Below are 26506 nucleotides of genomic sequence, written 5' to 3' on the forward strand. Positions count from 1 at the left end.
ACGCTCCTATAGCGGCAGGGCGGATTCGCGGCGCAGTTTGTCACCCGCCGGGTTGACGGCCTCGCGCAGGAAGCCGAAGCCGGTGCGCCGGTCATGGCGGAACAGGGTGTTGGTGACATACACGTCATCGCGCACCCCCACCACTTCCACCACTTCACTGACGCAGCGCCGGCCGTCGGGCAGGCGGGTCAGCTGGATCACCACATCCAGCGCCGCGCAGATCATCTGGCGCAGGGTTTTCTCCGCGACCACCCGCCCGGTCAGGCCCACCAGGGTTTCCAGGCGCAACAGGGCGTCCTGGGCGTTGTTGGCGTGCACGGTGCTCATGGAGCCGTCGTGGCCGGTGTTCATTGCGGTCATCACATCCAGCACTTCCACACCACGGATCTCACCGAGGATGATGCGGTCCGGGCGCATCCGCAGGGCGTTGCGGATCAGGTCGCTGGCCTTCACCTCACCGTGCCCCTCGGCATTGGGCGGACGGGTTTCCAGGCGCACCACGTGGGGGTGGCCCAGTTGCAGTTCGGCGACGTCTTCGATGGTCACCAGGCGTTCGTGGGGGTTGATCAACTGGCTGAGAATATTGAGCAAGGTGGTCTTGCCGGTGCCGGTGCCGCCGCTGATCAGGATATTGCAGCGCTTGCCCACCGCCTCCTGGAAAAACTCGAAAATCGACTGGTCGATGGTCTGCATCGCTACCAGGTCGCTGCTCTTGAGCATGTCCTTGCGAAACTTACGAATCGACAGGCACGGACCGTCGAGGGCAATCGGCGGGATGATCGCGTTGACCCGGCTGCCATCGGGCAACCGGGCGTCGACCATCGGCGAAGATTCATCCAGGCGCCGACCCAATGGCGCGAGGATGCGTTGCATGACCCGCTCCACATGGTGGGCGTCGATAAAACGCAGGTCGCTCTGGTGCAACAGGCCGTCCCGTTCGACAAACACCCGGTGTGGGCCGTTGACCAGAATCTCGGTCACTGACGGGTCGCGCAACAGCACTTCCAGAGGGCCGAAGCCGGTCAGTTCATCGACGATTTCCTCGGCCAGGCGCTCCATCTCATAACGGGAAATTGCCAGGTGCATGCGCGTGATGTATTCGGACACCTTGTCGATGACAAATTGCGCCAGGGATTGGCGCGAGCCTTCCAGCAGGTTTTTCCCCGACTCTTCGATGGCATCGATGATGTAGCGGTGCAGCACCAGTTTCAGGCCGTCGTGATCCACTGCGCTGCCAAGCCCACGGGCGGGCGCGCCGAAGAGCTTTTCGCCGTTCATTTGGTGGTCCCCCGCAGTCGCTCAAACCAGCGGGTGGAAGGTTTTTCAAGACCTTCGGAGCGCTTGGCCAGGCGTTCGCCCAAGACCTTCAGGTTTTGCGTCAGGGTCTCCCTGGGCGCCAGGCTGAACAAGGTTTGCCCCTGGTTCTTGGCGTTCAGGCGCACTTCCGGGCTCAATGGCAGCACGGCGATGACTTCCAGGCCGAAGCTCTTTTCCAGGGCCTCGCTGTCCGGTGCGGCGCCCTTGAGATAGCGGTCGATCAGCAGCCGTGCATGGTCCAGCTTCATACCCTTTTCCCGCCACTGATTGAGTACCGCCAGGTTGCGTCGGCAGTCGAGGACATTCTGGTCGGTGCACCACAAGAGCTTGTCGCAGTGGCTGACAAAAGTGCGCAGGGCTTCGCTGTCGCGCTGGCCGGTGAGGTTTACCACGATGTGCTGGAAGTGTTGGCGCAAGGCACTGAGCAGCATGTACAGCTCGGCGGCGCTGGTCAGTTCCAGGGGGTCGTCGCTTTCGGTGTAGGCGAGGATGCGCAGGCCACCTTCGGTGGCGGTAAAGGCGCTGTTGATCAGCGTGGTGTCCAGGCGGCGCAGGTGGCGCAGGGCATCGCCAAAGTTGAACGAGCTTTCCAGGCCCAGCAACGCCAGGCTGTCGCCACGGGGCAGGCCCAGGTCCAGCAGCAGGGTCTGTTGACCGCTCTTTTGCACCACCATCGCCAGGTGGCTGGCGAGCAGGGCGCCGTCGGCATTGCCCTGGGTGCCATACAGCACCGTCAGGCCGCCCAGGTGCGCATTGTGGGCGACTGGCGGCAGGCGTTTGCTCAGGCGCCGCACCAGGCCGGCGACTTCGCTGGAGCGTGAACCATAGGCGACAAAATCCCGCGCCCCGGCACGCATCGCGTTGAGTACCAATTGATTGTCCATGCCGTCGCCCAGGGCGACGATGGCCAGCATCGGCTTGGCTTCCAGGGCGCCCTCGATCAAGGCGCTCTGGGCCACTACATGCTCGCGGTCCAGGCCGACGAACACCAGGTTGGCGAAGGTCACGTCCACCAGGGCCAGCAGTTCGTCGAGGCTGCCACCACCGGCACTGACCACTTGGCCCAAGGGCGCCAGGGCGCCTTGCAGCCATTCCAGGTCGGTGGTGTTGCGGGTGATTGCCAGGAACGTCTGGCTCAGGCTGTCGCTCATTGGGAAAGTCCTGTGCGTCGGTCGAAGTTGCCGTTTTCCAGGAAGTACAGGCGATACCAGTTGGGATCGTAGTTGCGCAGTTTTTCCCCGGGCAGGGACGGCAGGCGCGCGTTGGCGGCCAGGGGTTGGACCAGGTGCGGGGTAACGATCATCAGCAACTCTTTTTCCTCGCGGCTGACGTTGCTGTCACGGAAAAACGCACCAAGGATCGGTATATCGCCCAGGCCTGGAAACTTGCTGATGGTGGAGCGGTTGTTATTGCTGATCAGGCCGCTGATCACAAAGCTTTCGCCATCGGCCAAGGACACTGTGGTGTCGGTACGCCGCACCGTCAGTGCCGGTACCTGGATGCCTTCTACCTGCAAGGCGTTGGCGTAATCCAGCTCGCTGACTTCCGGTGCGACCTTGAGGGAAATCCGCGTGCGGTCGATCACGGTGGGGGTCAGGGTCAGGCGGATACCGAACTCTTTGTACTCGATGGAGATGGTGTCGCTGCCGGCACTGGGCACTGGGATCGGCACTTCGCCACCGGCAAGGAAGGTCGCACTGTGCCCGCTCATGGCAACCAGGCTCGGCCGCGCCAGCGTGTAGGCAAAACCGCTGCGTTCCAGGGCATTGATCAGCGCCGAAAAGCGCCCGCCGCCGATGCCGATGTTAAAACTCTCGTTATCCAGGGGCAGGCTCATCCCGGCTGTGCGCGGGCTGCCGAACAGGAAGTTGCGGGTGCCGCCGAAAATCGACGTGCTGGCCTCCTTGAGCTTGGTGCGGCTGACTTCGACAAAGCGGATATCGGTCTGCACCTGGCTCGGCAGGGACGGGTCGTCGGACGGCGCCAGGGCCTGGCTGGTCAGGCTTGAGCTGGCCTTGCCCTTGACGAACACCATGCTTTGGCGCGGCGCACTGGAGCAGTGGGTCCAGACCATCAGGCTGGTAGCGCCCGAGGCAACGCCGGTGAGCAGGAAGGCGCGGTCACCGTTGAGGTGTACATCGGCGATTTTCGGGTCGCCGATGGCCAGCCGGGTGATCGCTACAGGCGATTGCAGGGTCTGTTGCAGGCCTTCGCCGACCTCGACCACGGCCGGCAGGGCGCCCAGGCCGCTGCAACTGTCGGTAGCCGCGAACGCCAGGCTTACAGGCAGGCTGGACAGCATCAGTGCCCAGGCCATTTGCGTGAACGCAGGTGCAAATCGATGGCGCATTCAAGGCATCCTTGCTCAGGGATTTTGTTGGATCGCTTGGTTACCGCGTATGACCTCGATGCCGGAGCGCCGGGGTTCGTTGGCGCCTCCAGCCTGTGTGACTCTTTTCGGCGCACCGAGCATGGCCAGTTGAGTGAACTGGTACAGCTCGCGATTGGCGCTTTGCAGTTTGGCGAAGGCCTCGTTGTCCCCGGCCCAGTACTGGCTCAGCAATTGTTCATCGGCACTGCGTACCGCCAGGCGCAAGGCGCCGACGCTGGTGGCCAGCATCAAGCGGCTCATCAACTGTTCCGGCACTGCCAGCACTACGGTTCGCGGTGGGCTTGCCTGGCGTTGTGCCTGGCGGGCTTTTTCTTCATCGGTGGTGGGCGGCGCAACGGCGGGCTTGCCATCGTTGGTCGGGCCGAGGGTATCGCCGACACTGAGCAGGCGCAGGGCCGGCACGATGATCTGTGACGTGGGCTCGGGGTTGGTGCCTTCCGGGCGCAGGAACAGCAGCACATCCACAAAATCCCCGGGGCTCAACTGGCCAGCCGCACCGATGACCTCATCGACGGCCACCGCCAGGGCGCGTTCGTCAGGGCGGATCATGCGGGCCAGCGGGCCTCCGGCATTGAAGCTGGAATCATCCAGCCAGGTGCCGGCACGCAGGGCTCTCAAGGGCGTGCGGCCGATGGCCTGGTCGAGGCTGGTCAAGCTGCCGGCCGGGGCGGTGCGCAGTTTTTCCAGGGTCAGGTCGGCGGCGGTCAGGGCGATATAGGGCGGCACGTCATGGGCCAGGACCACCACGGGTTGGCGGGTCTGGTCTTCGACGGCGGCGACGGTTTTTTCCACAGAAACGCCAGATGGCGCGGGCGTGGCTGCCGGCTCAGGCGGACGACTCAGTACCAGTCCCCAATAGCCTGCAAACAGCGCACCGATTAATAACAACCCGGCCAGGATCATGCTGACACGACTGTTCATGAAGGCTCTCCCTTTCCTGTTGCACCACGCGCCCGTTTTTCCCAACGAGTTGATTTCGCAACCAGGCAGCTATGAACATCTAACGATTTCGCTATTTGACGGTAGCCGAGCTAGGACAAAATGCCATTAGCGTCCGCGATTTATTTTGGAACCCTCGCGCAGCTCCTTAAAACACGGGTTCATGACGTCAAGGTTGTGACTACTACTTTGTGATTAATCCGTTCTTACAGTTGTTGATGTGGGGTTTGTTGACAATGCTCTAGTGGCACGCAGCAATCACCGTGCAGCACCGCGATCTGCGCAAGCAAGCGCAAAGGAGAAGTCATATGTTCCTTACCTTCATGATGAAGCTCTACGTCCAACTCCAACTGTTCTTTCATCGCAAAGAGGGCGCGACGGCGATTGAATACGTGATTCTTGTCGCGGTTATCGCGCTGGTCGTGCTGGCGGCCGGTAAATTGCTTGGGCCTCAGATCGCGGCCATGTTCGCTAAAGTCGGAGCCGCCTTGACCTGATTGGCAGCAGTGCCTTGAGCATGCCCATCAGTGATTGTCTTGGAAGGTATTGCTCATGAGCGCTGTTGTTGCGAGCCGCCAGCAGATCCTGTTGGTGGATGACGAAGAAGATGCCCTCGTTGAACTGGCCGAATCGCTGGGAGACGAGGGCTTTATTTGTTTTTGTGCCACCTCCGTCACAGATGCATTGCAGCAACTGACACTGCATCCTGATATCGCGCTGGTTATCACCGACTTGCGCATGCCCGAGGAAAGTGGCATCTCCCTGATCAAGCGCTTGCGTGAGCACACGTCACGCCAGCACCTGCCCGTTATTGTCATGTCCGGCCATGCCGAAATGGATGATGTCAGTGACATGCTGCGCTTGCAGGTCCTGGACCTGTTTCGCAAACCCATCTACCTGGTTCGGTTGATCGACACCCTTAACAATCTGTTCCCCCGGGCGTAGGGAACAGTTGGCCCGTGCATAGCGCCCTGCTGAGGAGATGCCCTATGTTGCTTGCCCTGCTGCTGAGGATGTATGCGTGGTCGATGCTGTTCTGGCGCCGCCGGGACGGTGCGACGGCTATCGAGTATGTGATTTTGATTGTGGTGATTGCGCTGGTGGTGCTGGCGGCTGGGAAGTTGCTGGGGCCGCAGATTGCGACGTTCTTTGGCAAGGTGGGGGATGCTCTGACCTGAGGGCGGTGCCATAGGTATCTACACTGGGTTTGTGTACATATCCGTTGCTGCGGTCATGGCCACTTAGGGTTCCGCCCTGACGGCGGGTCACTTTCGAAGAGCGCGAAAGTAACCAAAGCGCTTTTGCCCCACCACTCGGTGCCTCGCCTAGGCTCGGCATGCCCGCAGTCAGGCATTGCTCCGTGGGCCCGCCGCGATCGTCCATCCATGGCCGTGTCGCGGCTACCCCGGCATCCATGCCGGGGTGCCCACTGCGCAATACCTGCCTGCGGCCAGCGTGGTTTGACGGGGCGTCTGAGATCAAGATCAAGATCAAAAGCAGAGCTACAGCGCAGAGCTGCATTTCCCTGTGGGAGCTGGCTTGTCGGGTCGCCGCATCGCCGCATCGCCGGCAAGCCGGCTCCTACAGCTGATAGCTAAAACTCAAGGTATACCGCGGCCGCCGGTTAAAACTGTCCAATGCCATATCCGACATCGGCTTGGCCGCCTCCAACGCAATGTTGTAGTACTTGGCATCGCCAAAGCGCACGCCAACGGCGGCAGATGACATGTCACTGTCCTTGACCGGCAGGTTGTTGAACCAGGCCTTGGCGCGGTCGAGCACGACGTAAGGCTGCACGACCCTTACCCAGTCGCCAGCGCGGTTGTAGCTGTAGTTCACCTCGTAGGCCACCCCCCAGCCCTTGTCGCCCGAACCCTGGTCATCCGGGTAGCCGCGCCCGAAGTTCTGCCCACCGAACACCGCCCGTTCGCTGTCGGGCAGGGTGTCGTCGCTCCAGTACAGCGCCGCCGAGAGCACGCCTTGCCAGTTGTCGAAGAACTTGTCGCTCTGCACCCCGGACAGGCGCAGGCGGAAGAAGTCCAGGTCGGATTTTATGCCCTCGAAGTCACTGCGGGTTTTTGCGCCCAGGCCGTCGACGCCCTGGTACAGGCCGGCGCTGAGGATGCGCAGTTGGCGATTGTCGGCCTTGCGCCAATCCCCTTCAAAGGCCAGCGCGCGCAGGTCGGTTTCCACGTCAAAGCGTTGCGGGTAACCGACCAGTTGATAGCGAGTCCTGTCGTTCACTCCGTAGAAGCGAGTGCCGAGGGTCAGGGACTCGCTGGGCGAGGCGATCAGCGGGTGGCTCAGGCCGATGGAGAACCGGTCGTTTTCCCGGTGTGGCTTGAGCGAGAAGCCGCCGTCGAGGCGGATATGGGTGCTCGGGTCGCTGCGATAGCGCGCGCCATACAGGCTCAGTTGCGTGCCCTCGGCATTGATGAACTGGCTGTAGTCGAGCCGGTAGTAATGCTCTTTGTCGTCCCCCGGCGGGAACAGGCCGCTGAGGCTGACTTGTTCGCCCATTGATGTGTGGGAATTGCTGGTACCGGCGATCAAGGCTTGCAGGCCCCCGCGGCTGTCGTCGGTCATGCTCATGCTGCTGGTGAACGGTTTGCGGCTGGCCTGGATATTCATGTGCGCGGCACCATCGGTGGTGCCCGGTGGCGGTACTTGCGCTTGCAGCGTCACGCCGGGAATCCGCCCCATCAAGGTGGTGTAGCGCTCGAAAGTCTTGCGGGTCAGCGGGCGTTCGGCCTGGAGCTTTTGCGCCAACTTGTCGACGTAGGCCGACACCGAACCAATGTCGCCTTGTACCTGGTAGTCCTTGATATAACCCTCGACCAACACCACGCGCACCAGGCCCTGTTCGAAGCGCTGGTCGGGCAGGAAGGCGTAGGACAACAGGTAGCCGTCCTGCTGATAGCGCCGGGTGATGCTGCGGGTCGCTTCGATCAGTTGGGCGAGGTTGGTTTCATGGCCAATCAACGGCTCGAAAACCTGGGCGACTTCCTGCAGCGGATACACCGTGCCGCCTTCGATCTGCAGCTTGCGGATGGTGACTTTGGTGTCCATCAGCAGCGGTTGCGCTTGTGCCGCCGGGGTCTCTGGTAGCTGGGTCTGCGGCGTCACGGGCCGGTAGGCGTCGGCCGGCAGGTTGGGGACGGGGAGGTTGCGGATGGTGTCGTTGCTGTTGAGGAAGCTGGGTAGGGTCTCGGCGTGGACGTAAGCGCTGAGGGTGAGCAATAACAACGGCGTCAAAACGCGCATAGGACACTCCATGGTCAAAACTGCAGCGGCATTTCGCAGGGTCCCGCCGGGTTCTTGGGCACGGTTCGGGAGTTCCAATAAAAAAGACGAGAGACCCATTGGAATCTCTCGTCTCAACCAAGCGTAGGCGCTGTAGGGGAGGCCGTCTAATGGCCAGGTGCAATTCTTCTATTTGCCGGTCAGCCCCTTGAGCAGGCCGCCTACGCCGGTGTTTGTAGTGGCCGAACCAGACGCCGTGGCGTTGGCGTTGGCATTGATGTTCAGACCGCCCAGCAGGCCCCCGCCGCTACCACTGGTGCCGCCGGTAACCAGGCCGCCCACCGAGGACACCACGCCCCCGACTGCGGTGACGGTCTGGCCCACGGTATTGGTGACCGGGTTGGCGTTGGCCGCGCTGATGTTGCCGCCCAGGCCGCTGACTGCGCCGCCCACTTGCGTCACCAGGCCGTTGACCGGTGCACCGAGGCCGGTGGTGGTGCCGATGTTTTGGGTCAGGCTGCTGACACCCGAAGTCACAGGGTTGAGCGCTGCGCCCACATTGGTTGCCAGGCCTGCCACCGGTGCGGTTGCCGCCGTGTTGGCGACGCCGTTGCCACCGATCACTGTGCCGAGCGAGGCTACTGTGTTGCCCAGTGCGCCGCCTGCCACACCCCCCGCACTGACGGTGCCGTTGGTGTTGCCCGCATTCAGGCCGTTACCGACGTTGGCCACCAGGCCGCCCACCAGTTCAGGCAGACCGGATGCAGGGGCGCTGCCACTGCCGGTCCCGGCAGACGGTGCGACGTAACCACCGGCAGTGCCCGCTACTGCTCCGACACCGCCGAGCACGCTGCCCAAGGCACCAGTTACCGGGTTGCCAGCGCCACCCGCGCCTGCCACCTGGGTGCCGAGGCCGGTGACGGTAGAGCCGACTTTGTCCAGCAGGCCATTGACCGGGTTACCCAGGCCGGTGGCTTTACCCAGGTTGCCGGTGGTGTTTTCCACCAGCGAGACCACAGGCACCAGCACTTTGCCGCCCAGGGTATTGGTGACCGACCCCAGTGGGCCGGTGGTGCTGGCGGTGCTCAAGGTATCGCCGAGCATGGTGACCGCCTGGCCAACCTTATCCACCAGGCCGCCGGCTGCCCCACCGACGCCGCCGGTAAGGCCGCCCACTACCGGGATACCGCCCAGGGTGGTCGACAGTGTTTTGCCAGTGTTCGAAACACCCGTGCCCAGGTCGGCGACGCCGTTGGCCACACCGGCCACGGTAACGCCCAGGGAGTTGCTGTTAGTGCCCAGGGAGCCCAGGCCAGTACCGACGCCGGTGCCTACGCTGCCCACGGCGGTGCCCACGCTGGACACCAGGCCGCCTGCGGCAGTGCCGACTACTGGAACGCCGCCAACGGTGGTGCCGATGCCACCGATAGCTGTACCGACATTGCCGAGGGTGCCGCCCAGGTTGGCTGCAATCTGGCCAGTGACCAGGGGGCTGGTGGTCGAGCCAGTGCCGCCACCAGTACCACCGCCAGTGCCGCCGCCAGTGCCACCACCGGTTCCGCCGCCAGTGCCGCCGCCAGTGCCACCACCGTCGCCACCGCCAGTGCCACCACCGGTTCCGCCGCCAGTACCACCACCGTCGCCACCGCCGGTTCCGCCGCCAGTACCACCACCGTCGCCGCCACCAGTGCCGCCGCCAGTACCACCACCGTCGCCGCCACCAGTGCCGCCGCCAGTACCACCACCGTCGCCGCCACCAGTGCCGCCGCCAGTACCACCACCGTCACCACCACCCGTACCACCACCGCCGGTACCGGCGCCAGCATCCGGGGAGGAGGATGCAACGCTGCTTTTATGACCGCCACCACCACTGCTGCAGCCTCCCAGGCTCATCGCCAAGATAAGGGCCAATGCAGTACTTGCCTTCCACAACACGACTTGAGTTTTCATGATGAGTTCCTTAGCACCTGGTACAGCCTTTGTTGGTTTCGCAAGTTCGCCTGTTCTTTGGCAGGCAATACATGCGTCCGTTGTGGCTATAACAGTCTTCGGTACTCTTTCTCGCAACGCTCAACTTGGTATTAACGATTTATATACAGGCGCTGGTATGCATCTTGGTGATTAATACCAAGGGTATAGGGGGCGGTTTGTTGTTTGCATCGATGTTTTATAAATCAACTACTTGAATAAGTTAGCGGGCTATCGTTAGCCCGCTATAACTTAGGTTGTATATATACAATTAATCAGCAAATTACCCCGGTTTCAGGCAATCGGCTGCCACTTGCCGAGCATGTGCTCTATATCGCTGTGGCCCTTGAGTTGCAACTCACCGCTGGAGCCGGGGGCGCTGCTCAACAAGATGACCTCGCCAGGCAGGCGCACCGGTTTCTTGAACTCAACGTAGATCTCGATATTCGCCGTGGGCAGATGTTCATGCAGGGCCGCCACGGTGCGGGCCTTGTTCCACAGCCCATGGGCGATCGCCTGGGGGAAGCCGAACAGCTTGGCGGTGAGGGCGCTCAAGTGGATCGGGTTGTAGTCGCCGGATACCCGGGCATACCGCCGTCCGATGTCGGATGGCGCCTGCCAGCGGGTCAGTTCGCTGATCGAATTGGGCGCTGGCAGGGATTGCTCTGGGGCCTCGCCATCGAGTTTCATCCCGCGACAGAGCATTTGGCTTTCACCTTCCCACAGCAGCCCCAGGGAATCTTCGACGGTGGTGATCAGGTCAAAAGTCGCACCCTTGGCATGGGGTTGCAGGTTGCGCGTATGCACGCTGACCCGTACATCGCTGACCCCGCCCATGGGGCGAAACACCCGGATACGGTTACTCAAATGCACCAGCCCCAGCAGCGGGAAGGGGAATTCCCGTGCTGTCAGCAGTTGCAACTGCAGGCCGAACGCCAGGATGTGCGGATAAGTCGCCGGCAGCAGCGGGCTCTGGGCAAACCCGCAGACCTTGCGATAGGCCGCGACCGCCTCGGGGTTGACCTGCACCCGGCAATGCAGGCCAAACGTGGGCAAGGTGGTGCCGGTGATCTTGCGCTTGAGCGCGGCGCGCCAGTACAGCGGTGGCAGCGCCGGGCTGCTGGGTAATGTGTGCCACAGCATGGTTACGCTCCCAGCAGGCTTTGCCCGCATACGCGCAATGCCTGGCCACTGACGGCGCCTGACCCTGGCTGGCCCAGCCAGGCCACCGCCTCGGCAACATCCTGCGGCAAGCCACCCTGGCCCAGTGAACTCATGCGCCGCCCGGCTTCACGTAAGGCGAAAGGAATATGCGCAGTCATCTGGGTCTCGATAAAGCCCGGCGCCACCGCGTTGATGCTGATACCCCGTTGCGCCAGCAGCGGCGCCCAGGTCTGGGCCAGGCCAATCAACCCGGCCTTGCTCGCGGCGTAGTTGGTTTGCCCGCGATTGCCGGCAATGCCGCTGATGGACGCGAGCAAAACCACGCGGCCATTGTCGTGCAGGGTGCCGCTGTCGAGCAGGGCCTTGGTCAACACTTGTGGGGCGTTGAGGTTGACCGCCAATACGGCGTCCCAGTATTCCGGGGTCATATTGGCCAGGGTCTTGTCGCGGGTGATCCCGGCGTTGTGCACCACAATGTCGATGCCGTCCGGCAAGTGTTCGATCAGTTGCGTGGCGGCGTCATCGGCGCAGATATCCAGGGCAATGCCACGCCCGCCCAAGCGTGCGGCGAGGGCGTCGAGATCGGCCTTGGCTTGCGGCACATCCAGCAACACAATTTCGGCACCGTCGCGCGCCAGGGTTTCGGCAATCGAGGCGCCGATGCCACGGGCAGCCCCGGTCACCAGGGCCTTGAGCCCGGCCAGCGGGCGCGTCCAGTCGTGCACCTGGGTTGGGCAGGCGTTCAGGCGCAGCACTTGGCCGCTGATATAGGCGCTTTTGGGTGAAAGGAAAAACCGTAGCGCACCTTCCAACTGCTCCTCGGCGCCTTCTGCGACATACAGCAGTTGCAGGGTACCGCCGTTGCGCAGCTCCTTGGCCAGGGACCGGCTGAAGCCTTCGAGGGCGCGCTGGGCGCTGGCGGCAAACGGTTCGTCGAGGCTTTCCGGGGCGCGGCCGAGAATCACCAGGTGCGCGCTGTGATCGAGATTTTTCAGCAGCGGCTGGAAGAATTCACGCAGTTGCTTGAGTTGGTCGGTGTGCTGCAAGTGGCTGGCATCGAACAGCACCGCCTTGAGCTTGGGGCCGTGCCCGGGGATCCACGGCGTGGCCTGCAGCGGCTCGGGCCCGTAGCTGTAGATGGCCTCGGTGAGTTTGTTGGCAAACCCCAGCACCTGGGCCGCGAGCGGGCCGCCGCCCAACAGCAGGGCGCCATCCACCGGGCGCAGGCGTCCGGCTTGCCAGCGCTCCAGGCGTACCGGGGACGGCAGGCCAATGGCCGAGACCAGGCGGTGGCCGAGGCTTGAGTTGGCGAAGTCGATATAACGGTCAGACATGGAACGCTCTCCGGCTGCTGGGGTTCAAAGGGTGGACCATCAATAGGTGACAGTCGTTCCTAGTCTAGGCTCAGGATTGCACCTACCACCTAACAGGGAGCTTTCCATGACTCAGTTGCGCCGTGTCGCGATCATTGGCGGTAATCGCATCCCCTTCGCCCGTTCCAATGGCCCCTACGCCACGGCGAGTAACCAGGCCATGCTGACCGCTGCCCTGGAAGGCTTGATCGAGCGCTACAACCTGCACGGCCTGCGCCTGGGCGAAGTGGCCGCAGGCGCGGTGCTCAAGCATTCGCGCGACTTCAACCTGACCCGCGAATGCGTGCTGGGCTCGCGCCTGTCGCCGCAAACCCCGGCCTATGACATTCAACAGGCCTGTGGCACCGGGCTGGAAGCGGCGTTGCTGGTGGCCAACAAAATTGCCCTGGGGCAGATCGAATGCGGGATCGCCGGCGGTGTCGACACCACCTCCGACGCGCCCATCGGGGTGAACGAGGGCCTGCGCAAGATCCTGCTGCAGGCCAACCGCAGCAAATCCATGGCGGATAAATTAAAAGTCCTGTTACAACTTCGCCCGCAACACCTCAAGCCGGAACTGCCGCGCAATGGCGAACCGCGTACGGGCCTGTCCATGGGCCAGCATTGCGAGTTGATGGCGCAGACTTGGCAGATACCCCGCGCCGAGCAGGACCAACTGGCCCTGGAAAGCCACCAGAAGATGGCCGCGTCCTACGCCGAAGGCTGGCATAACGACTTGCTCACGCCGTTCCTGGGACTGACCCGTGATAACAACCTGCGCCCAGACCTGACCCTGGAAAAACTCGCCAGCCTCAAACCGGCTTTTGAACGCAGCGCAAAGGGCACCCTGACCGCCGGCAACTCCACGCCACTGACCGATGGTGCATCCCTGGTGTTGTTGGGCAGCGAAGCCTGGGCCAAGGAGCGTGGCCTGCCGATCCTCGCCTACCTGCGCGATGGCGAAGCGGCGGCGGTGGATTTCGTCAATGGCGCCGAAGGGCTGTTGATGGCGCCGGTGTATGCCGTCCCACGCCTGTTGGCGAGAAATGGCCTGACCCTGCAGGATTTTGACTACTACGAAATCCATGAAGCCTTCGCTGCCCAAGTGTTGTGCACACTCAAGGCCTGGGAAGATGCCGATTACTGCAAGAGCCGCCTGGGCCTGGACGCACCGTTGGGCGCCATCGACCGCAGCCGCCTGAACGTCAAGGGCAGTTCCCTGGCCGCCGGGCACCCGTTTGCCGCTACCGGTGGGCGTATCGTCGCCAACCTGGCCAAGCTGCTGGACGCGGCCGGCAAGGGGCGCGGGCTGATTTCGATCTGCGCGGCGGGTGGCCAGGGCGTGACGGCGATCATTGAGCGCTGATCTCGGCTATCATCCGAACGCCTTGAGCAATAGCGGCTTTGTCGGATTAATCTGGCATATTGGATGCATTCTTTAGCAGATCAAGGCTCGTTACCCTCTCCCCGCTGTGCGAGGATTGCCGTATAACGAGTGCCATACGCGTGTTTGGTAATAAAGGACCCACAATAAAAGCTGATGAAGACTCCTAAACGCATTGAACCCCTGATCGAGGACGGTCTGGTCGACGAAGTGCTGCGCCCACTCATGAGTGGTAAAGAAGCAGCTGTTTATGTGGTGCGCTGCGGCAACGAGTTACGTTGCGCCAAGGTCTACAAGGAGGCGAATAAACGAAGTTTTCGTCAGGCGGCCGAATACCAGGAAGGCCGCAAGGTCCGCAACAGCCGGCAGGCCCGGGCGATGGCCAAGGGCTCCAAGTTCGGCAAGAAAGAAACCGAAGACGCGTGGCAGAACGCCGAAGTGGCGGCCTTGTTTCGCCTGGCCGGTGCCGGTGTGCGTGTGCCCCAGCCCTACGACTTCCTCGAAGGCGTGTTGCTGATGGAACTGGTGGCCGATGAATACGGTGATGCGGCGCCACGCCTGAACGACGTGGTCCTGGAGCCGGATCAGGCCCGTGAGTATCACGCATTCCTGATCTCGCAGATCGTATTGATGCTGTGTACCGGCCTGGTGCACGGTGACTTGTCCGAGTTCAACGTACTGTTGACGCCGACGGGACCGGTAATCATCGACCTGCCGCAGGCGGTGGACGCGGCGGGTAACAACCACGCATTCACCATGCTCGAGCGGGACGTGGGCAACATGGCTTCGTATTTCGGGCGCTTTGCCCCGGAATTGAAGGCTACCAAGTACGCCAAGGAAATGTGGGCGCTGTACGAAGCCGGCACCTTGCACCCGGCCAGCGTATTGACCGGCGAGTTCGACGAACCGGAAGAGTTGGCGGATGTGGGCGGCGTGATGCGCGAGATCGAAGCGGCACGCCTCGACGAAGAGCGGCGCCAGGCGATCCGCGCAGCGGACGATGCGCCACCGGGCAAACCGGCGGAGGAACCGCCGCCGCCGTGGATGCAGTGATCTGACAACAAAAAATCCGGCCCAGGCCGGATTTTTTGTACCCCCGCTCCTTACTCAGTTACAGCAACTGCCCGACGCCAACTTCTTGAGGATCGGGCAATCGGGCCGGTGATCGCCCTGGCAGTTCTCCATCAGGTCCTGCAAGGTATCGCGCAACTGCCCCAGCTCGCGGATCTTGTGGTTCAGCTCATCGATATGCTGGCGAGCCAACGCCTTGACGTCGGCGCTGGCGCGCTGCCGGTCTTGCCACAATTCCAGCAGCTTGCCGACTTCCTCCAGGGAAAACCCCAGGTCCCGCGAGCGCTTGATAAAGGCCAGGGTATGCAGGTCCTCGTGGTCGTACAGGCGATAGCCGCTGTCGCTGCGATGGGCCGGCTTGAGCAGGTTGATGGATTCGTAATAGCGAATCATCTTGGCGCTCAAGCCGCTTTGCCGGGCTGCTAGGCCGATGTTCATTGGCGGTGATCCTCCAGATCCTTGGGTTTCCAGGTTTTCAACAGCAGCGCATTGCTGACCACGCTCACGCTGGACAGGGCCATGGCGGCACCGGCCAATACTGGGTTGAGCAGGCCGAACACGGCCAGCGGAATGCCGATCAAGTTATACACAAAGGCCCAGAATAGATTCTGCCGGATTTTTGCGTAGGTCTTGCGGCTGATTTCCAGCGCTGCGGGCACCAGGCGCGGATCGCCGCGCATCAGGGTGATACCGGCCGCGTGCATCGCCACGTCGGTGCCGCCGCCCATGGCGATGCCGATATCCGCAGCGGCCAGGGCCGGGGCGTCGTTGATGCCGTCGCCGACCATGGCCACTACCCCGGTCTTTTTCAGCTCGGCGACGGTGGCGGCCTTGTCGGCAGGCAACACTTCGGCGTGCACATCGTCGATGCCCAGCGCTTGTGCCACCACGCGGGCGCTGCCGCGGTTGTCGCCGGTCAGCAAGTGGCTGCTGATATTGCGCGCCTTGAGCTGTTGCACGGCTTGCAGGGCACCTTCCTTAAGGGTATCGCCAAAGGCAAACAGGCCCAGTACCCGCAGCTGTGGGCTTTGCTCGATCAGCCAGGACAAGGTGCGGCCCTCGGCCTCCCAGGCGCTGGCGTGGGCGGCCAGGTCCCCCGGCTTCAAGCCGGTCTCATCGAGCATGCGCCGATTGCCCAGGGCCAGTTGCCGGCCGTCCAGGGTGCCGGCAATGCCGCGCCCGGTCAGGGATTGGCTGGCGCTGACATCGGCAACCGGCAGGCCTTGTTCGTTACACGCGTCCAGTACTGCCTTGGCCAATGGGTGTTCGCTGCCGCGTTGCAGGGCGCCGGCCTGTTGCAGCAGCAACGCCTCATTGCCATCTACCGCATGCAGGTGGGCGATTTTCGGCGCGCCGGAGGTGAGGGTGCCGGTTTTGTCGAACACCACCGCGCTGACTTCGTGGGCGCGCTCCAGGGCTTCGGCATCCTTGATCAGAATCCCGTGACGGGCCGCAACGCCGGTGCCGGCCATGATCGCAGTCGGCGTCGCCAGGCCCAATGCGCACGGGCAGGCAATCACCAGTACCGCCACCGCGTTGATCAATGCGGTTTCCAGCGGCGCACCGTATAACCACCAACCAATCAGGGTGGCGAGGGCGATCACCAACACGGTCGGCACAAATACCTGGCTGACTTTATCCACCAGTTTCTGGATCGGCGCCTTGGCGGCCTGGGCGTCTTCGACCAGGCGAATGATGCGCGCCAGCACGCTCTCGGCGCCGAGGGCCAGGGTGCGTACCAGCAAACGGCCTTCACCGTTGATCGCACCGCCGGTGACTTTATCCCCAGGCTGTTTCGGTACCGGCAGGCTTTCACCGGTGATCAAGGCTTCGTCTGCATGGCTTTGGCCTTCGACCACTTCGCCATCCACCGGGAAACGCTCGCCGGGCTTGACCAGTACCAAGTCGTTGAGGCGCAGCGCGCTGATGGCGACATCTTGCTCGCGGCCATCAATCACTTGGATCGCCCGCTCCGGCCGCAAGGCCTCCAGGGCCCGGATGGCGCTGGCGGTCTGGCGTTTGGCGCGGCTTTCCAGGTATTTGCCGAGCAGCACCAGGGCGATCACCACCGCCGAGGCTTCGAAGTACAGGTGCGGTTCCACCCCAGCCGGGGCGATGAGCCATTGATAGATACTCAGGCCATACCCGGCGCTGGTGCCGATGGCGACCAGCAGGTCCATGTTGCCCGCACCGGCGCGCACGGCTTTCCAGGCGGCGACATAGAAGCGCGCACCAAAGATGAACTGCACCGGTGTGGCGAGAAGGAACTGGATCCAGGCCGGGAGCATCCAGTGCAGGCCGAAGGGCTGCACCAGCATCGGCAACACCAGTGGCAATGCCAACACAATGGCCATCACCAGTGACCAGCGTTCGCGTTTCAGGCGCTGTTCCTGGCTGGCTTGGGTGGCGGTTTCGCTCTGCGGCAAGGTGGCGGTATAGCCGGCCTTTTCTACGGCGGCGATCAGTACGGCGGCGTCCATCTGGCCCGCCACCTCGACGTGGGCTCGTTCATTGGCCAGGTTGACGCTGACGCTTTGCACGCCGGGCACCTTGTTCAGGGCGCGTTCGACCCGCCCGACGCAACTGGCGCAGGTCATGCCGCTGATCGGCAGGTCGAAGGTGGTGGATCCATTCATGGGGCAGTCCTCCAGGAGTAGTTGCCTGTAGGATCAACCTTAACCTTAGGGGAAGGTCAAGCTCCATTATCCCGCGTGGTTCAATAGCCCAGTTTTGCAGGCTTTAGGTACATGCCGTCTGCGCCTTGGGCAATGCGCAGCTTGCGCACGTCGCCAGCTTTCAACTCGATGGTTTGTGCCTTGGGCGCCAACAGTCCCGGCAGGCAGCCAGGCGCCTGGCCCGGCAACAGTTTGAGACGCAGCGAGACCCGGCCTGCGGGGAAGTTGAACGAGGTGGCCTGCTCCTGGAACAGCCGGCCGGCCAGTTGATCATTGACGTACAGGCCAATCTCGCAATTGGTGGGCACTTCCAGGCGTTCCCTGGAAATGATCAGCACCCCATAGTCCTCGGCGGCGCTGGCCTGGGGGACAGTGGCGAACAGGCTGAGCAGGCTCACAAGGCCAAAAAACGACCAGCGCATGGTGAATTCTCCGGGTTTCAAATCGTGGATGGTTGCAGCTTGGCCGACGCCGCCAGGGAATGCCAGCCCGGCAGTTGTTTTCAGCGCTTGACCTTGCCATCGTGGCAAGGATGAAACTGGGCGAAACCTCACTCAAGGAGTCATGTCATGCAAATATTCAGCGTTGAAGGAATGACCTGCGGCCATTGCGTTCGGGCCGTGACCCAAGCAGTACAATCCAGAGATCCGGCCGCTAGCGTGAATGTAGATCTGAAAGCCAAGGAAGTCGGCGTGGTAAGTCGCTTGTCGCCGGAAGAAGTGATCAGCCTGATCACCGAAGAAGGCTACAACGCCAGGCTCGCCTGATTATTTAATAGGTAGCGAGCTAACGTAATGTTCAAGGCACCCAAGCGCGGCTAGACTGTCGGGCTGCCGACTCTTCCGGGTGCCTGATGAACCTTCGCATAATCCTTATTCTGGGGGCCTTGAGCGCATTTGCGCCGCTGGCCATCGACTTTTATCTACCGGGCTTCCCGGCCATGGCCGTGGCGTTCGGTACCGACGAAAAACATATCCAGCTGACCCTGGCGGTGTACTTCACCGGCCTGGCGATCGGCCAGTTGATCTATGGGCCGCTGGCGGATCGTTTTGGCCGGCGTATCCCGCTGTTGAGCGGCGTCACCCTGTTCACCGTGGCCTCCTTGGCGTGCGCCTATGCGCCGTCCCTGGAGTGGCTGATCGGTGCGCGTTTCGTCCAGGCCCTGGGCGGGTGTGCGGGCATGGTGATTTCCCGGGCGGTGGTCAGCGACAAGTGCGACGCGGTGGGCTCGGCCAAGGTCTTTTCGCAGTTGATGCTGGTGGTCGGGCTGGCACCGATCCTGGCACCGATGCTCGGTGGGGTAATGGTCAGCCTGTGGAGCTGGCAGTCGATTTTCCTCGCGCTGACGGTATTTAGCGTCGGCGCCGGGGTGGCGGTGGCTGTCGGTTTGCCGGAGAGCTTCCCGGCTCATCAGCCTCGGCAGCCATTGTCCGGGGCGTTGCGCCAGTACGGACGCCTGCTGGCCGACCGGGTGTACCTGGGCTATGCCGTGACCGGTGGCATCGCGATTGGCGGGATGTTTGCCTACATTGCTGGTTCGCCTTTCGTGTTTATCAAGCTCTACGGCGTGCCGGCCGAGCACTATGGCTGGCTGTTTGGCACCAATGCCGCGGGTTTTATCCTGGTGGCCCAGGTCAACGCGCGGCTGCTGGCCAAGCGCGGCCCGGCGTTTCTGCTGACCCGCACGGTGTGGGTGTACCTCGCGGCGGCGCTGGCGTTGCTGGCGGTCAGTGCTCTGCATACCCAGGCGTTGTGGCCGCTGCTGGTGCCGCTGTTCCTGTGTATCGCCAGCCTGGGCTGCATCATGCCCAATACCTCGGCGTGCGCCATGAACGGCCAGGGCGCGCGGGCCGGTAGCGCGTCGGCCCTTTTGGGTTGCATTCAGTTTGGGGTGGCGGCGGGGGCGGCATCGTTGGTCGGCGCATTGCACGACGGCACGGCCATGCCGATGTCGATCGTCATCAGTCTGTGCGGGGTGTTGGCGGTAGTGGTGGCCATGTTGACCCAGCGCCTGCAACGGCAGCGTGCCTTGCAAGCGCAGGTCTGACGGCGTTTTCAGCCAGTAGCGCGCTGCTGGCTTTCGGGAAAGCGGTGGGGTGCCTGGATCCGGTTTTGCAGGGTATTGGCGAAGGCGCGGGCCTCGGCTTCACTGCGGAAGGTAAAGGCATCGTGGTCCAGGCGAACCTGCCATTTGTTGCCTTGGGATTTTGCTAACGCTTTTATCAGGATCTTCATTGCTGACTTCCTCACGTAAAAGATTGCGTGGCAAAGGCGGCCAATATAAACCCGAATACGCTCACAAATATGACAAGGATCAAGTGTCTGACTAGCGGTGCCGTCCTTTACCTACAACGATAGCGGACGACACTCACAGAGCCCGCGTCTTAGAAGCCGTCCAGCACAATCTTGCCCTTGGCCTTGCCGCTTTCCAGCAACCCGTGGGCGCGGCGCAGGTTCTCTGCGTTGATCACGCCGAAGTGTTCGCCCACCGTGGTTTTCAGGGTGCCGGCGTCGATCAGCTCGGCCACGCGGTTGAGCAGGTTGTGTTGCTCGATCATGTCGGCAGTCTCGAACATCGACCGGGTGTACATGAACTCCCAATGCAGCGACAGGCTCTTGCGCTTGAGCTTGAGCACGTCCAGCGACTTGGGATCATCGATCAATGCCAGTTTGCCCTGGGGCACAAGGGCTTCGACCAACTGGTCCAGATGCTGGTCGGTCTGGGTCAGGCTGGCGACGTGGGTCACCTGCGGGTGGCCTGCGCGCTTGAGCTCTTCGCTCAGGGGCTGGCTGTGATCGACCACCAGGTCGGCCCCCAGGTCCTTGGCCCAGGCCTGGGTTTGCGGGCGCGAGGCACTGCCAATGACCTTGAGCGCGGTGAGTTGCGCCGCCAGTTGGGTGAGGATCGACCCCACGCCACCGGCAGCGCCGACAATCAGCAGGCTCTGGCCTTGATCGGTCTTGCCTTCAGGGACTTGCAGGCGTTCGAACAGCAGTTCCCAGGCGGTGATAGCGGTCAGCGGCAGGGCAGCGGCTTCGGCAAAACCCAGGCTCTTGGGCATATGGCCGACGATGCGCTCATCCACGGTGTGCAGCTCGCTGTTGCCGCCCGGGCGTGTCAGGGAGCCGGCGTAGAACACCTTGTCGCCGGCCTTGAACAGTGTCACTTCGCTGCCGACGGCCTTGACCACGCCCGCAACGTCCCAGCCCAACACCTTGGCCGCGCCGTTTTCCGGGGCGACGTTCTGGCGGATCTTGGTGTCCACCGGGTTGACCGAGATGGCTTTGACTTCTACCAGCAGGTCGCGCGGGCCGGCCACCGGCTCAGGCAATTGGATATCTTGCAGGGACTTGGGGTCGTTGATTGGCAATGCGGCGTAGTAGGCGATGGCTTTCATGACGAGTTCCAGGGTGTGTGGAAGGGAATAGGTGGATCATTGGCTATTTCTCTTGCAGATAAAACCCGCTAAAAGAGCAGTCTCTTTCAATATATTTTTGATAATTAGTCGGGGCGATGCTCATGCTGCGTTTTGATGATTTGCAGTTGTTCGTGCGTGCGGCGGATTTGGGCAGTTTGTCTGCCGCCGCCCGGGTCATGGATATGTCGGCGGCGGTAGCCAGTGCCGCGTTGAAACGCATCGAGCAACAATTGGGCGTGCGCTTGCTGGCTCGCTCCACCCGCAGCCTGCGCCTGACCGCCGAGGGCGAGGGCTTCTTGCAGTACGCCCGTGGTGCCTTGAGCCAACTGGATGAAGGCCGGCGCCTGCTGGCCAGCGGTCAGGATCATGTCAGCGGTGTCCTGCAACTGTCGGCGCCTTCGGACTTCGGACGCAACCTACTATTGCCGTGGCTCGACGAATTTCAACGTGAGCACCCGCAATTGAGCGTACGCCTGCTGCTGGGCGACCGGATCGCCGACCTGTTCCGCCAGCCGGTGGATATCGCCTTGCGCTACGGCGAACCCGAGGACTCGAGCCTGGTGGCTTTGCCTGTGGCGCCGGACAATCGCCGGGTGCTGTGCGCGGCGCCCGGCTACCTGGCCCGCCATGGCGAGCCGCGCCACCTGGAGGAGTTGGCCCAGCACAATTGCCTGCTTTACATGCTCGGCAGCCGGGTGCACGACCATTGGAGCTTTCGCGATGGCAAGCGGGAAATCAGCCTGACCGTCACCGGTGACCGCTTCAGTGATGATGCCGATGTGGTGCGGCGCTGGGCCGTGGCCGGGGTGGGCATTGCCTACAAGTCCTGGCTGGATGTCAGCGCCGACGTGCTGGCCGGCCGTCTGCAGTTGCTCTTGCCGGAGCTGCAGGGTGAGCGCACACCGCTCAATCTGCTGTGCGCCCACCGCGCGCAATTGAGTAAACCGATCAATCTCCTGCGAGAAATGCTCGTGGCACGTTGTGGGAAGTTGAGCGCGCAGTTGCCTGAACGGCGAGGGACTACGCAATAACCCCAGGGGATTCAGGAAATTTCAGGCAGTTGCTGTAGCTGATTTGGCTGTAAGACGCCACGGAATCTGCTGCTTACACACTTATACTTTTGCGCGGAATGGAGCAGACCAACGATTCAACAGGGAGTGAGTATATGGAACAGGCACCTTGCATCAGCCAGATCGCCACCTTGCTGGCCGACCCTAAGCGCACCGCGATGATCTGGGCATTGATGGACGGCTCGGCCAAGCCGTCTGAAGAACTGGCGATGTTGGCTGGGTTATCGGCGTCATCGGCCAATGCGCATCTGGCGCGGTTGGCGGCGGGTGGATTGCTGCGTATTGAAGCCCGTGGGCGCAAACGCTTCTTCCGCATGGCGGCGGCGGATGTGGGCGCGGCAGTCGATGCGTTGGCCAGTACCACAATTGCCAGTGTGGCACGCATTGCGCCCAGCCGGCCGGTGGCGGCGTTGCTGGCGCCGGCAGCGTTGCGCCAGGCGCGGCTGTGCCATGACCACTTGGGCGGGGAAATGGCGGCGGCACTTTATCAACGCATGCTGCTGGCGAAGTGGATCGAGCGCTACGAACAGCGGATCCATGTGACGCCCCTGGGCGCACGGCATTTGGCCGAGCACGGCATTTTTACCCAGGCCTTGGCCCATCAGGGTTACTCGACGCTGGCTTGCGACTGTTTTGACTGGAGCGAGCAGCAGCCGCACCTGGGTGGGGCGCTGGGGGCGGGATTGTTGCAATTGTTCATGCAGTCGCGCTGGTTGAAGACGATCAACGAGTCGAGCGCACTGCAGGTCACCGAGGCCGGGCGCCTGGAAATTGCCCGGATAGCGGCTGTGTAGGAGCCGGCAAGCCGGCTCCTGCCTGGGTTGCTTACGGCTTGATCAGGCGTGCATCCAGGCTGTTTTGCGCCAGGCGGCTGGCCTGGTCTTGGGTCATGCCCAGCGAGGTGTGCAACGCGTGGAAGTTCTCGGTGACATACCCGCCGAAGTACGCCGGGTCATCCGAGTTCACCGTGACCTTCACCCCACGCTCGAGCATGTCGAGGATGTTGTGCTGGGCCATGTCGTCGAACACGCACAGTTTGGTATTGGACAGTGGGCACACGGTCAGGGGGATCTGCTCGTCGATGATCCGCTGCATCAGGCGCTCGTCTTCGATGGCGCGCACGCCATGGTCGATACGCTGGATCTTCAGCAGGTCGAGGGCTTCCCAGATGTACTCCGGTGGGCCTTCTTCGCCAGCATGGGCGACGGTCAGGAAACCTTCGCCACGGGCGCGATCGAACACGCGCTGGAACTTGCTCGGCGGGTGGCCCATTTCCGAGCTGTCCAGGCCCACGGCGACAAACGCATCACGGAACGGTAGCGCCTGGTCGAGGGTTTTTTCGGCTTCTTCTTCGCTCAGGTGGCGCAGGAAGCTGAGGATCAGGCCGCTGGTGATGCCCAGTTGCTGCTCGCCATCTTTGAGCGCGCTGGCGATGCCATTGAGCACCACTTCAAACGGGATACCACGGTCGGTGTGGGTCTGCGGGTCGAAGAACGGCTCGGTATGAATCACGTTCTGCGCTTTGCAACGCAGCAGGTAGGCCCAGGTCAGGTCGTAGAAATCCTGGGAGGTGCGCAATACATCGGCGCCCTTGTAGTAGAGGTCGAGAAACTCTTGCAGGTTATTGAAGGCGTAGGCCTTGCGCAGGGTTTCGACGTCGTTCCACGGCAGCGCGATTTTGTTGCGTTCGGCCAGGGCGAACAGCAGCTCGGGCTCCAGCGAACCCTCCAGGTGCAGGTGCAGTTCGGCCTTGGGCAGGGCGTTGAGCCAGTCGTACATGTGTGCGTTCTCATCAGGTGCAATGGCGGCATTCTACAGGCCAGGGCGCAAATAATCGGTAAAACCTGACCGAGCGGTAAGCATTGTTCGTGCCTGCGGCAATGGGTGAATGAACTAAGGTGTAACGAAACGTTAGCGAATCGCCGCAGTCTGTACCCCATCAATGACTGAATCGCCGCTCGAAAAGGCCCGCAATGCTCACATCCCTCAAGCAAGAAAAATTCATGTGGCTGGCGCTGATCGCCGCCATCGCGGCCTACTCGCTGGAGCACTGGCTGCTGCACAGTGGGCAGGTGACGGCACTGCTCGGTGGCCTGGTGCTGATCGGTTTTATCGTCATGGCGTCGATGCGCGTGGCCCACCACGCCGAACTTCTCGCTGAAAAGGTCGGCGACCCCTACGGCACCATGATCCTGACCCTCGCGGCAGTGCTGGTGGAAGTGGTGATCCTGGCGATCATGATGAGCAACGAGGCGTCGCCGACCCTGGTGCGCGACACGATTTACTCGGCGGTGATGCTGGATATCAACGGCATCTTAGGCTTGGCCGCGCTGATGGGTGGCATCAAGCATGGGGAACAGTCCTACAACGATGATTCGGCGCGGACCTACAGCGTGATGATCCTCACCGCCATGGGCGTATCCATGGTGGTACCGGAATTTATCCCCGAGGCCGATTGGAAAATCTACTCGGCCTTCACCATTGGCGCGATGGTGGTGTTGTACGCCTTGTTCCTGCGCATGCAGGTGGGGCCACACAGCTACTTCTTCAGCTACAGCTATCCGGAAAAACGCCGCAAGCCGTTGCCGGAAGAACAGGCTTCGCCGGTCAACCTGACATTCTCCATCGCAACCCTGGTGTTTGGCGTGGTGGTGATTGGCGCATTGGCCGAAGTGATGTCCAAGACCCTGGACCTTGGCCTGGAGGGCACGGGCGCGCCGCCGGTGATCACGGCGATCCTGGTGGCGGCGATTTCCGCCGCCCCGGAGATTCTGACCGCCTTGCGCGCGGCATTGGCCAACCGCATGCAGTCGGTGGTCAACATCGCGCTGGGTGCTTCGTTGTCGACGGTGATCTTGACCGTGCCGGTGATGGAAGCCATGGCGCTGTACACCGGCCAGCCGTTTCAGATGGCGATGACGCCGGTGCAAACCGTGATGGTGTTTATCACGCTGATTGTCAGCGCGATCAACCTCAACGATGGCGAAACCAACGCCATCGAAGGGATGACCCATTTTGTGCTGTTTGCGACCTTTATCATGTTGTCGCTGCTGGGCGTGTAGTCAGCCGGCGATCAACTGCCGCGCCGCCTGGCTGTGATCGGCGATCAGGCCCTTGAGGTCCATGCCCTCGATTTGCCCCTCGATCACCCGCCACTTGCCGCCCACCATCACTCGATCCGCACGGTCGGCGCCGCATAGCAGCAGCGCCGAAACAGGATCGTGGCTGCCGGAGAAGCGCAGCTCATCAAGTTTGAACAGCGCCAGGTCGGCCTGTTTGCCTACCGCCAGTTCACCGATATCGCTACGGCCGAGCAACTGCGCAGAACCCTTGGTGGCCCAGCCCAGTACGCCTTCAGGGGTGATTTTTTCCGCGCCGTAGCGCAGGCGCTGGATATACAGGGCCTGGCGTGTTTCCAAAATCATGTTGGAGGCATCGTTGGAAGCCGAGCCGTCCACGCCCAGGCCAATCGGCGCGCCGGCGGCGATCAGGTCCAGGGTCGGGCAGATGCCGGAGGCCAGGCGCATGTTGGAGCTTGGGCAATGGCAAATCCCGGTGCCGGCCGCGCCCAGGCGGGCGATCTCCTCAGGGTTGAAGTGAATGCCATGGGCCAGCCAGGTGCGGGGCCCGAGCCAGCCGACACTGTCGAGGTAGTCCACGGTGCGCAGGCCGAAGCGTTGCAGGCAGAAGTCTTCTTCGTCGAGGGTTTCGGCCAGGTGGGTGTGCAGGCGCACATCGAGCTGGTTGGCCAGTTCGGCACTGGCGCTCATGATTTGGGGGGTGACCGAAAACGGCGAGCAGGGCGCCAGGGCGATCTGGATTTGCGCGCCATCGCCGCGCTCGTGGTAGCGCTTGATCAGGCGCTGGCTGTCTTCGAGGATCACTTCGCCCTGCTGCACCGTCTGTTGCGGTGGCAGGCCGCCGTCGGCTTCGCCCAGGCTCATCGAACCGCGAGTGAGCATGGCGCGCATGCCCAATTCGCGCACGCTGTCGACTTGCACGTCGATCGCCTGCTCCAGGCCATCGGGGAACAGGTAGTGGTGATCGGCCGCGGTGGTGCAGCCTGAGAGCAGCAGTTCGGCGAGCGCGACTTTGCTGGCCAGGGCCAGTTTTTCCGGGGTCAGGCGCGCCCAGACCGGGTACAGGGTTTTCAGCCAGGGGAACAGCGGCTGGTTGACCACCGGGGCCCAGGCGCGGGTCAGGGTTTGGTAGAAGTGATGGTGGGTGTTGATCAGGCCGGGAAGGATCACGTGCTCGCGGGCGTCGAAGGTGTTTTCGCAGGCCAAGCTTGGTTGTTGGCCGAGGGCGAGTACTTCAATGATCACGCCGTCTTGCAGCACCAGGCCGCCACGGGCATCGAGAGCATTGGCAGTGAAAATCGCGAGAGGGTTTTTTAACCAGGTACGGGTCGCAGGCATTGGCCGGCTCCTCTGAATGATGGGTTCAGGTTTGCCAGCTCAGTGTTGCCCTGTCTGCTGATCCAGGGTCGCCGGTAAAGGCGAGGTGGGAAGT

At 62.5% G+C, this 26506-nt stretch carries 26 protein-coding genes; 10 read left to right on the forward strand and 16 right to left on the reverse strand.

What is annotated here, in order from left to right; all coding sequences use genetic code 11:
- Positions 1-6: 6 nt before the first annotated feature.
- The 4 genes from HBO05_RS11280 to cpaB are packed head-to-tail and all read right to left on the reverse strand — an operon-like array spanning position 7 to position 4630.
- Positions 7-1278, reverse strand: coding sequence for a CpaF family protein (locus HBO05_RS11280; protein ID WP_169952006.1), 1272 nt, complete (start codon positions 1276-1278; stop codon positions 7-9).
- Entirely contained in the window at positions 1275-2468 is a 1194-nt protein-coding gene (locus tag HBO05_RS11285) for a pilus assembly protein (protein ID WP_172312656.1), read from the reverse strand. The genes HBO05_RS11280 and HBO05_RS11285 overlap by 4 nt, the downstream gene beginning before the upstream one ends.
- Positions 2465-3667 carry a type II and III secretion system protein family protein gene (locus HBO05_RS11290; protein WP_169952002.1) on the reverse strand — a complete coding sequence of 401 codons (1203 nt, stop codon included), beginning with the start codon at positions 3665-3667 and terminating at the stop codon, positions 2465-2467. Before HBO05_RS11290 ends, HBO05_RS11285 begins: the two co-directional genes overlap by 4 nt.
- A gap of 15 nt (positions 3668-3682) precedes the next feature.
- Positions 3683-4630 (reverse strand): Flp pilus assembly protein CpaB, encoded by a 948-nt coding sequence (cpaB, locus tag HBO05_RS11295; RefSeq protein WP_169952000.1) that lies wholly within the window; start codon positions 4628-4630, stop codon positions 3683-3685.
- A 326-nt stretch (positions 4631-4956) separates the two neighbouring features.
- Between cpaB and HBO05_RS11300 the strand changes: the two genes are divergently transcribed.
- Genes HBO05_RS11300 through HBO05_RS11310 form a run of 3 tightly spaced genes read left to right on the forward strand, consistent with a single transcriptional unit; the run spans position 4957 to position 5826 of the window.
- Positions 4957-5145, forward strand: a complete 189-nt coding sequence (locus HBO05_RS11300; RefSeq protein ID WP_038445716.1) for a Flp family type IVb pilin — start codon at positions 4957-4959, stop codon at positions 5143-5145.
- 55 nt (positions 5146-5200) lie between these two features.
- Positions 5201-5593, forward strand: a complete 393-nt coding sequence (locus tag HBO05_RS11305; protein ID WP_169951998.1) for a response regulator — start codon at positions 5201-5203, stop codon at positions 5591-5593.
- A gap of 44 nt (positions 5594-5637) precedes the next feature.
- Positions 5638-5826 carry a Flp family type IVb pilin gene (locus HBO05_RS11310; protein ID WP_169951996.1) on the forward strand — a complete coding sequence of 63 codons (189 nt, stop codon included), beginning with the start codon at positions 5638-5640 and terminating at the stop codon, positions 5824-5826.
- Positions 5827-6229: 403 nt separating this feature from the next.
- Here the strand turns inward: HBO05_RS11310 and HBO05_RS11315 are convergent, their stop codons facing one another.
- The 5 genes from HBO05_RS11315 to HBO05_RS11335 all read right to left on the reverse strand — a co-directional run bounded on the left by HBO05_RS11315 (position 6230) and on the right by HBO05_RS11335 (position 12357).
- Positions 6230-7912 (reverse strand): ShlB/FhaC/HecB family hemolysin secretion/activation protein, encoded by a 1683-nt coding sequence (locus HBO05_RS11315; RefSeq protein WP_172312658.1) that lies wholly within the window; start codon positions 7910-7912, stop codon positions 6230-6232.
- A 168-nt stretch (positions 7913-8080) separates the two neighbouring features.
- Positions 8081-9352 carry a collagen-like triple helix repeat-containing protein gene (locus HBO05_RS11320; protein ID WP_172312682.1) on the reverse strand — a complete coding sequence of 424 codons (1272 nt, stop codon included), beginning with the start codon at positions 9350-9352 and terminating at the stop codon, positions 8081-8083.
- Positions 9280-9735, reverse strand: a complete 456-nt coding sequence (locus tag HBO05_RS29470) for a hypothetical protein (RefSeq protein ID WP_170042279.1) — start codon at positions 9733-9735, stop codon at positions 9280-9282. The genes HBO05_RS11320 and HBO05_RS29470 overlap by 73 nt, the downstream gene beginning before the upstream one ends.
- Positions 9736-10153: 418 nt before the next feature.
- Positions 10154-11002 (reverse strand): MaoC/PaaZ C-terminal domain-containing protein, encoded by an 849-nt coding sequence (locus HBO05_RS11330; RefSeq protein WP_169957128.1) that lies wholly within the window; start codon positions 11000-11002, stop codon positions 10154-10156.
- A 2-nt stretch (positions 11003-11004) separates the two neighbouring features.
- Positions 11005-12357 (reverse strand): 3-oxoacyl-ACP reductase, encoded by a 1353-nt coding sequence (locus HBO05_RS11335; protein WP_172312660.1) that lies wholly within the window; start codon positions 12355-12357, stop codon positions 11005-11007.
- Positions 12358-12463: 106 nt separating this feature from the next.
- Here HBO05_RS11335 and HBO05_RS11340 point away from each other — a divergent pair, with 106 nt between their 5' ends.
- Positions 12464-13741, forward strand: coding sequence for an acetyl-CoA C-acetyltransferase (locus HBO05_RS11340; protein WP_169957131.1), 1278 nt, complete (start codon positions 12464-12466; stop codon positions 13739-13741).
- A 174-nt stretch (positions 13742-13915) separates the two neighbouring features.
- Positions 13916-14812: a PA4780 family RIO1-like protein kinase gene (locus HBO05_RS11345; RefSeq protein WP_076961462.1), complete on the forward strand. Its 897-nt coding sequence runs from the start codon at positions 13916-13918 to the stop codon at positions 14810-14812.
- 54 nt (positions 14813-14866) lie between these two features.
- Here HBO05_RS11345 and cueR read toward each other — a convergent pair whose 3' ends face one another.
- The 3 genes from cueR to HBO05_RS11360 all read right to left on the reverse strand — a co-directional run bounded on the left by cueR (position 14867) and on the right by HBO05_RS11360 (position 17927).
- Positions 14867-15268: a Cu(I)-responsive transcriptional regulator gene (cueR, locus tag HBO05_RS11350; RefSeq protein WP_169957133.1), complete on the reverse strand. Its 402-nt coding sequence runs from the start codon at positions 15266-15268 to the stop codon at positions 14867-14869.
- Positions 15265-17466, reverse strand: a complete 2202-nt coding sequence (locus HBO05_RS11355; RefSeq protein ID WP_172312662.1) for a heavy metal translocating P-type ATPase — start codon at positions 17464-17466, stop codon at positions 15265-15267. Before HBO05_RS11355 ends, cueR begins: the two co-directional genes overlap by 4 nt.
- 80 nt (positions 17467-17546) lie before the next feature.
- Complete coding sequence (locus tag HBO05_RS11360; RefSeq protein WP_169957135.1) at positions 17547-17927, reverse strand: hypothetical protein; 381 nt, start codon at positions 17925-17927, stop codon at positions 17547-17549.
- A 147-nt stretch (positions 17928-18074) separates the two neighbouring features.
- On the opposite strand from HBO05_RS11360, the gene HBO05_RS11365 reads away from it, so the two are divergent.
- Entirely contained in the window at positions 18075-18272 is a 198-nt protein-coding gene (locus tag HBO05_RS11365; RefSeq protein ID WP_169957137.1) for a cation transporter, read from the forward strand.
- Between the two features lie 86 nt (positions 18273-18358).
- A complete protein-coding gene (locus tag HBO05_RS11370) occupies positions 18359-19552 on the forward strand; it encodes a multidrug effflux MFS transporter (protein ID WP_172312664.1) in 1194 nt (397 codons plus the stop codon).
- A gap of 8 nt (positions 19553-19560) precedes the next feature.
- On the opposite strand, the gene HBO05_RS11375 is transcribed toward HBO05_RS11370, so the two are convergent.
- Positions 19561-19740: a hypothetical protein gene (locus HBO05_RS11375; protein WP_032859764.1), complete on the reverse strand. Its 180-nt coding sequence runs from the start codon at positions 19738-19740 to the stop codon at positions 19561-19563.
- Between the two features lie 149 nt (positions 19741-19889).
- On the reverse strand, positions 19890-20903 hold the full coding sequence (locus HBO05_RS11380; protein ID WP_172312666.1) for a zinc-binding alcohol dehydrogenase family protein: 1014 nt from the start codon (positions 20901-20903) through the stop codon (positions 19890-19892).
- Positions 20904-21025: 122 nt separating this feature from the next.
- Between HBO05_RS11380 and HBO05_RS11385 the strand changes: the two genes are divergently transcribed.
- Together HBO05_RS11385 and HBO05_RS11390 are read left to right on the forward strand one after the other, a co-directional pair.
- Complete coding sequence (locus tag HBO05_RS11385; protein ID WP_170042550.1) at positions 21026-21955, forward strand: LysR family transcriptional regulator; 930 nt, start codon at positions 21026-21028, stop codon at positions 21953-21955.
- Between the two features lie 134 nt (positions 21956-22089).
- Positions 22090-22788 (forward strand): helix-turn-helix transcriptional regulator, encoded by a 699-nt coding sequence (locus HBO05_RS11390; protein WP_170042551.1) that lies wholly within the window; start codon positions 22090-22092, stop codon positions 22786-22788.
- A 31-nt stretch (positions 22789-22819) separates the two neighbouring features.
- Here HBO05_RS11390 and HBO05_RS11395 read toward each other — a convergent pair whose 3' ends face one another.
- Positions 22820-23773: an adenosine deaminase gene (locus tag HBO05_RS11395; protein WP_170042552.1), complete on the reverse strand. Its 954-nt coding sequence runs from the start codon at positions 23771-23773 to the stop codon at positions 22820-22822.
- Positions 23774-23967: 194 nt separating this feature from the next.
- Here HBO05_RS11395 and HBO05_RS11400 point away from each other — a divergent pair, with 194 nt between their 5' ends.
- Positions 23968-25056 (forward strand): calcium:proton antiporter, encoded by a 1089-nt coding sequence (locus tag HBO05_RS11400; RefSeq protein WP_170042553.1) that lies wholly within the window; start codon positions 23968-23970, stop codon positions 25054-25056.
- On the opposite strand, the gene HBO05_RS11405 is transcribed toward HBO05_RS11400, so the two are convergent.
- Positions 25057-26412 carry an 8-oxoguanine deaminase gene (locus HBO05_RS11405; protein ID WP_172312668.1) on the reverse strand — a complete coding sequence of 452 codons (1356 nt, stop codon included), beginning with the start codon at positions 26410-26412 and terminating at the stop codon, positions 25057-25059.
- Positions 26413-26506: the final 94 nt, after the last annotated feature.

Source organism: Pseudomonas sp. WS 5079, from assembly GCF_012985465.1.
GTDB lineage: Bacteria > Pseudomonadota > Gammaproteobacteria > Pseudomonadales > Pseudomonadaceae > Aquipseudomonas.

Coding starts and splice junctions, on each gene's coding strand:
- HBO05_RS11355 (WP_172312662.1), bottom strand. CDS start 17,466: ATGAATGGATCCACCACCTTCGACCTGCCGATCAGCGGCATGACCTGC.
- HBO05_RS11340 (WP_169957131.1), top strand. CDS start 12,464: ATGACTCAGTTGCGCCGTGTCGCGATCATTGGCGGTAATCGCATCCCC.
- HBO05_RS11290 (WP_169952002.1), bottom strand. CDS start 3,667: ATGCGCCATCGATTTGCACCTGCGTTCACGCAAATGGCCTGGGCACTG.
- HBO05_RS11300 (WP_038445716.1), top strand. CDS start 4,957: ATGTTCCTTACCTTCATGATGAAGCTCTACGTCCAACTCCAACTGTTC.
- HBO05_RS11280 (WP_169952006.1), bottom strand. CDS start 1,278: ATGAACGGCGAAAAGCTCTTCGGCGCGCCCGCCCGTGGGCTTGGCAGC.
- HBO05_RS11305 (WP_169951998.1), top strand. CDS start 5,201: ATGAGCGCTGTTGTTGCGAGCCGCCAGCAGATCCTGTTGGTGGATGAC.
- HBO05_RS11380 (WP_172312666.1), bottom strand. CDS start 20,903: ATGAAAGCCATCGCCTACTACGCCGCATTGCCAATCAACGACCCCAAG.
- HBO05_RS11330 (WP_169957128.1), bottom strand. CDS start 11,002: ATGCTGTGGCACACATTACCCAGCAGCCCGGCGCTGCCACCGCTGTAC.
- HBO05_RS11370 (WP_172312664.1), top strand. CDS start 18,359: ATGAACCTTCGCATAATCCTTATTCTGGGGGCCTTGAGCGCATTTGCG.
- cpaB (WP_169952000.1), bottom strand. CDS start 4,630: ATGAACAGTCGTGTCAGCATGATCCTGGCCGGGTTGTTATTAATCGGT.
- HBO05_RS11375 (WP_032859764.1), bottom strand. CDS start 19,740: ATGAAGATCCTGATAAAAGCGTTAGCAAAATCCCAAGGCAACAAATGG.
- HBO05_RS11390 (WP_170042551.1), top strand. CDS start 22,090: ATGGAACAGGCACCTTGCATCAGCCAGATCGCCACCTTGCTGGCCGAC.
- HBO05_RS11360 (WP_169957135.1), bottom strand. CDS start 17,927: ATGCGCTGGTCGTTTTTTGGCCTTGTGAGCCTGCTCAGCCTGTTCGCC.
- HBO05_RS11285 (WP_172312656.1), bottom strand. CDS start 2,468: ATGAGCGACAGCCTGAGCCAGACGTTCCTGGCAATCACCCGCAACACC.
- HBO05_RS11385 (WP_170042550.1), top strand. CDS start 21,026: ATGCTGCGTTTTGATGATTTGCAGTTGTTCGTGCGTGCGGCGGATTTG.
- HBO05_RS11345 (WP_076961462.1), top strand. CDS start 13,916: ATGAAGACTCCTAAACGCATTGAACCCCTGATCGAGGACGGTCTGGTC.
- HBO05_RS11310 (WP_169951996.1), top strand. CDS start 5,638: ATGTTGCTTGCCCTGCTGCTGAGGATGTATGCGTGGTCGATGCTGTTC.
- HBO05_RS11395 (WP_170042552.1), bottom strand. CDS start 23,773: ATGTACGACTGGCTCAACGCCCTGCCCAAGGCCGAACTGCACCTGCAC.
- HBO05_RS11405 (WP_172312668.1), bottom strand. CDS start 26,412: ATGCCTGCGACCCGTACCTGGTTAAAAAACCCTCTCGCGATTTTCACT.
- HBO05_RS11365 (WP_169957137.1), top strand. CDS start 18,075: ATGCAAATATTCAGCGTTGAAGGAATGACCTGCGGCCATTGCGTTCGG.
- HBO05_RS11335 (WP_172312660.1), bottom strand. CDS start 12,357: ATGTCTGACCGTTATATCGACTTCGCCAACTCAAGCCTCGGCCACCGC.
- HBO05_RS11315 (WP_172312658.1), bottom strand. CDS start 7,912: ATGCGCGTTTTGACGCCGTTGTTATTGCTCACCCTCAGCGCTTACGTC.
- cueR (WP_169957133.1), bottom strand. CDS start 15,268: ATGAACATCGGCCTAGCAGCCCGGCAAAGCGGCTTGAGCGCCAAGATG.
- HBO05_RS11400 (WP_170042553.1), top strand. CDS start 23,968: ATGCTCACATCCCTCAAGCAAGAAAAATTCATGTGGCTGGCGCTGATC.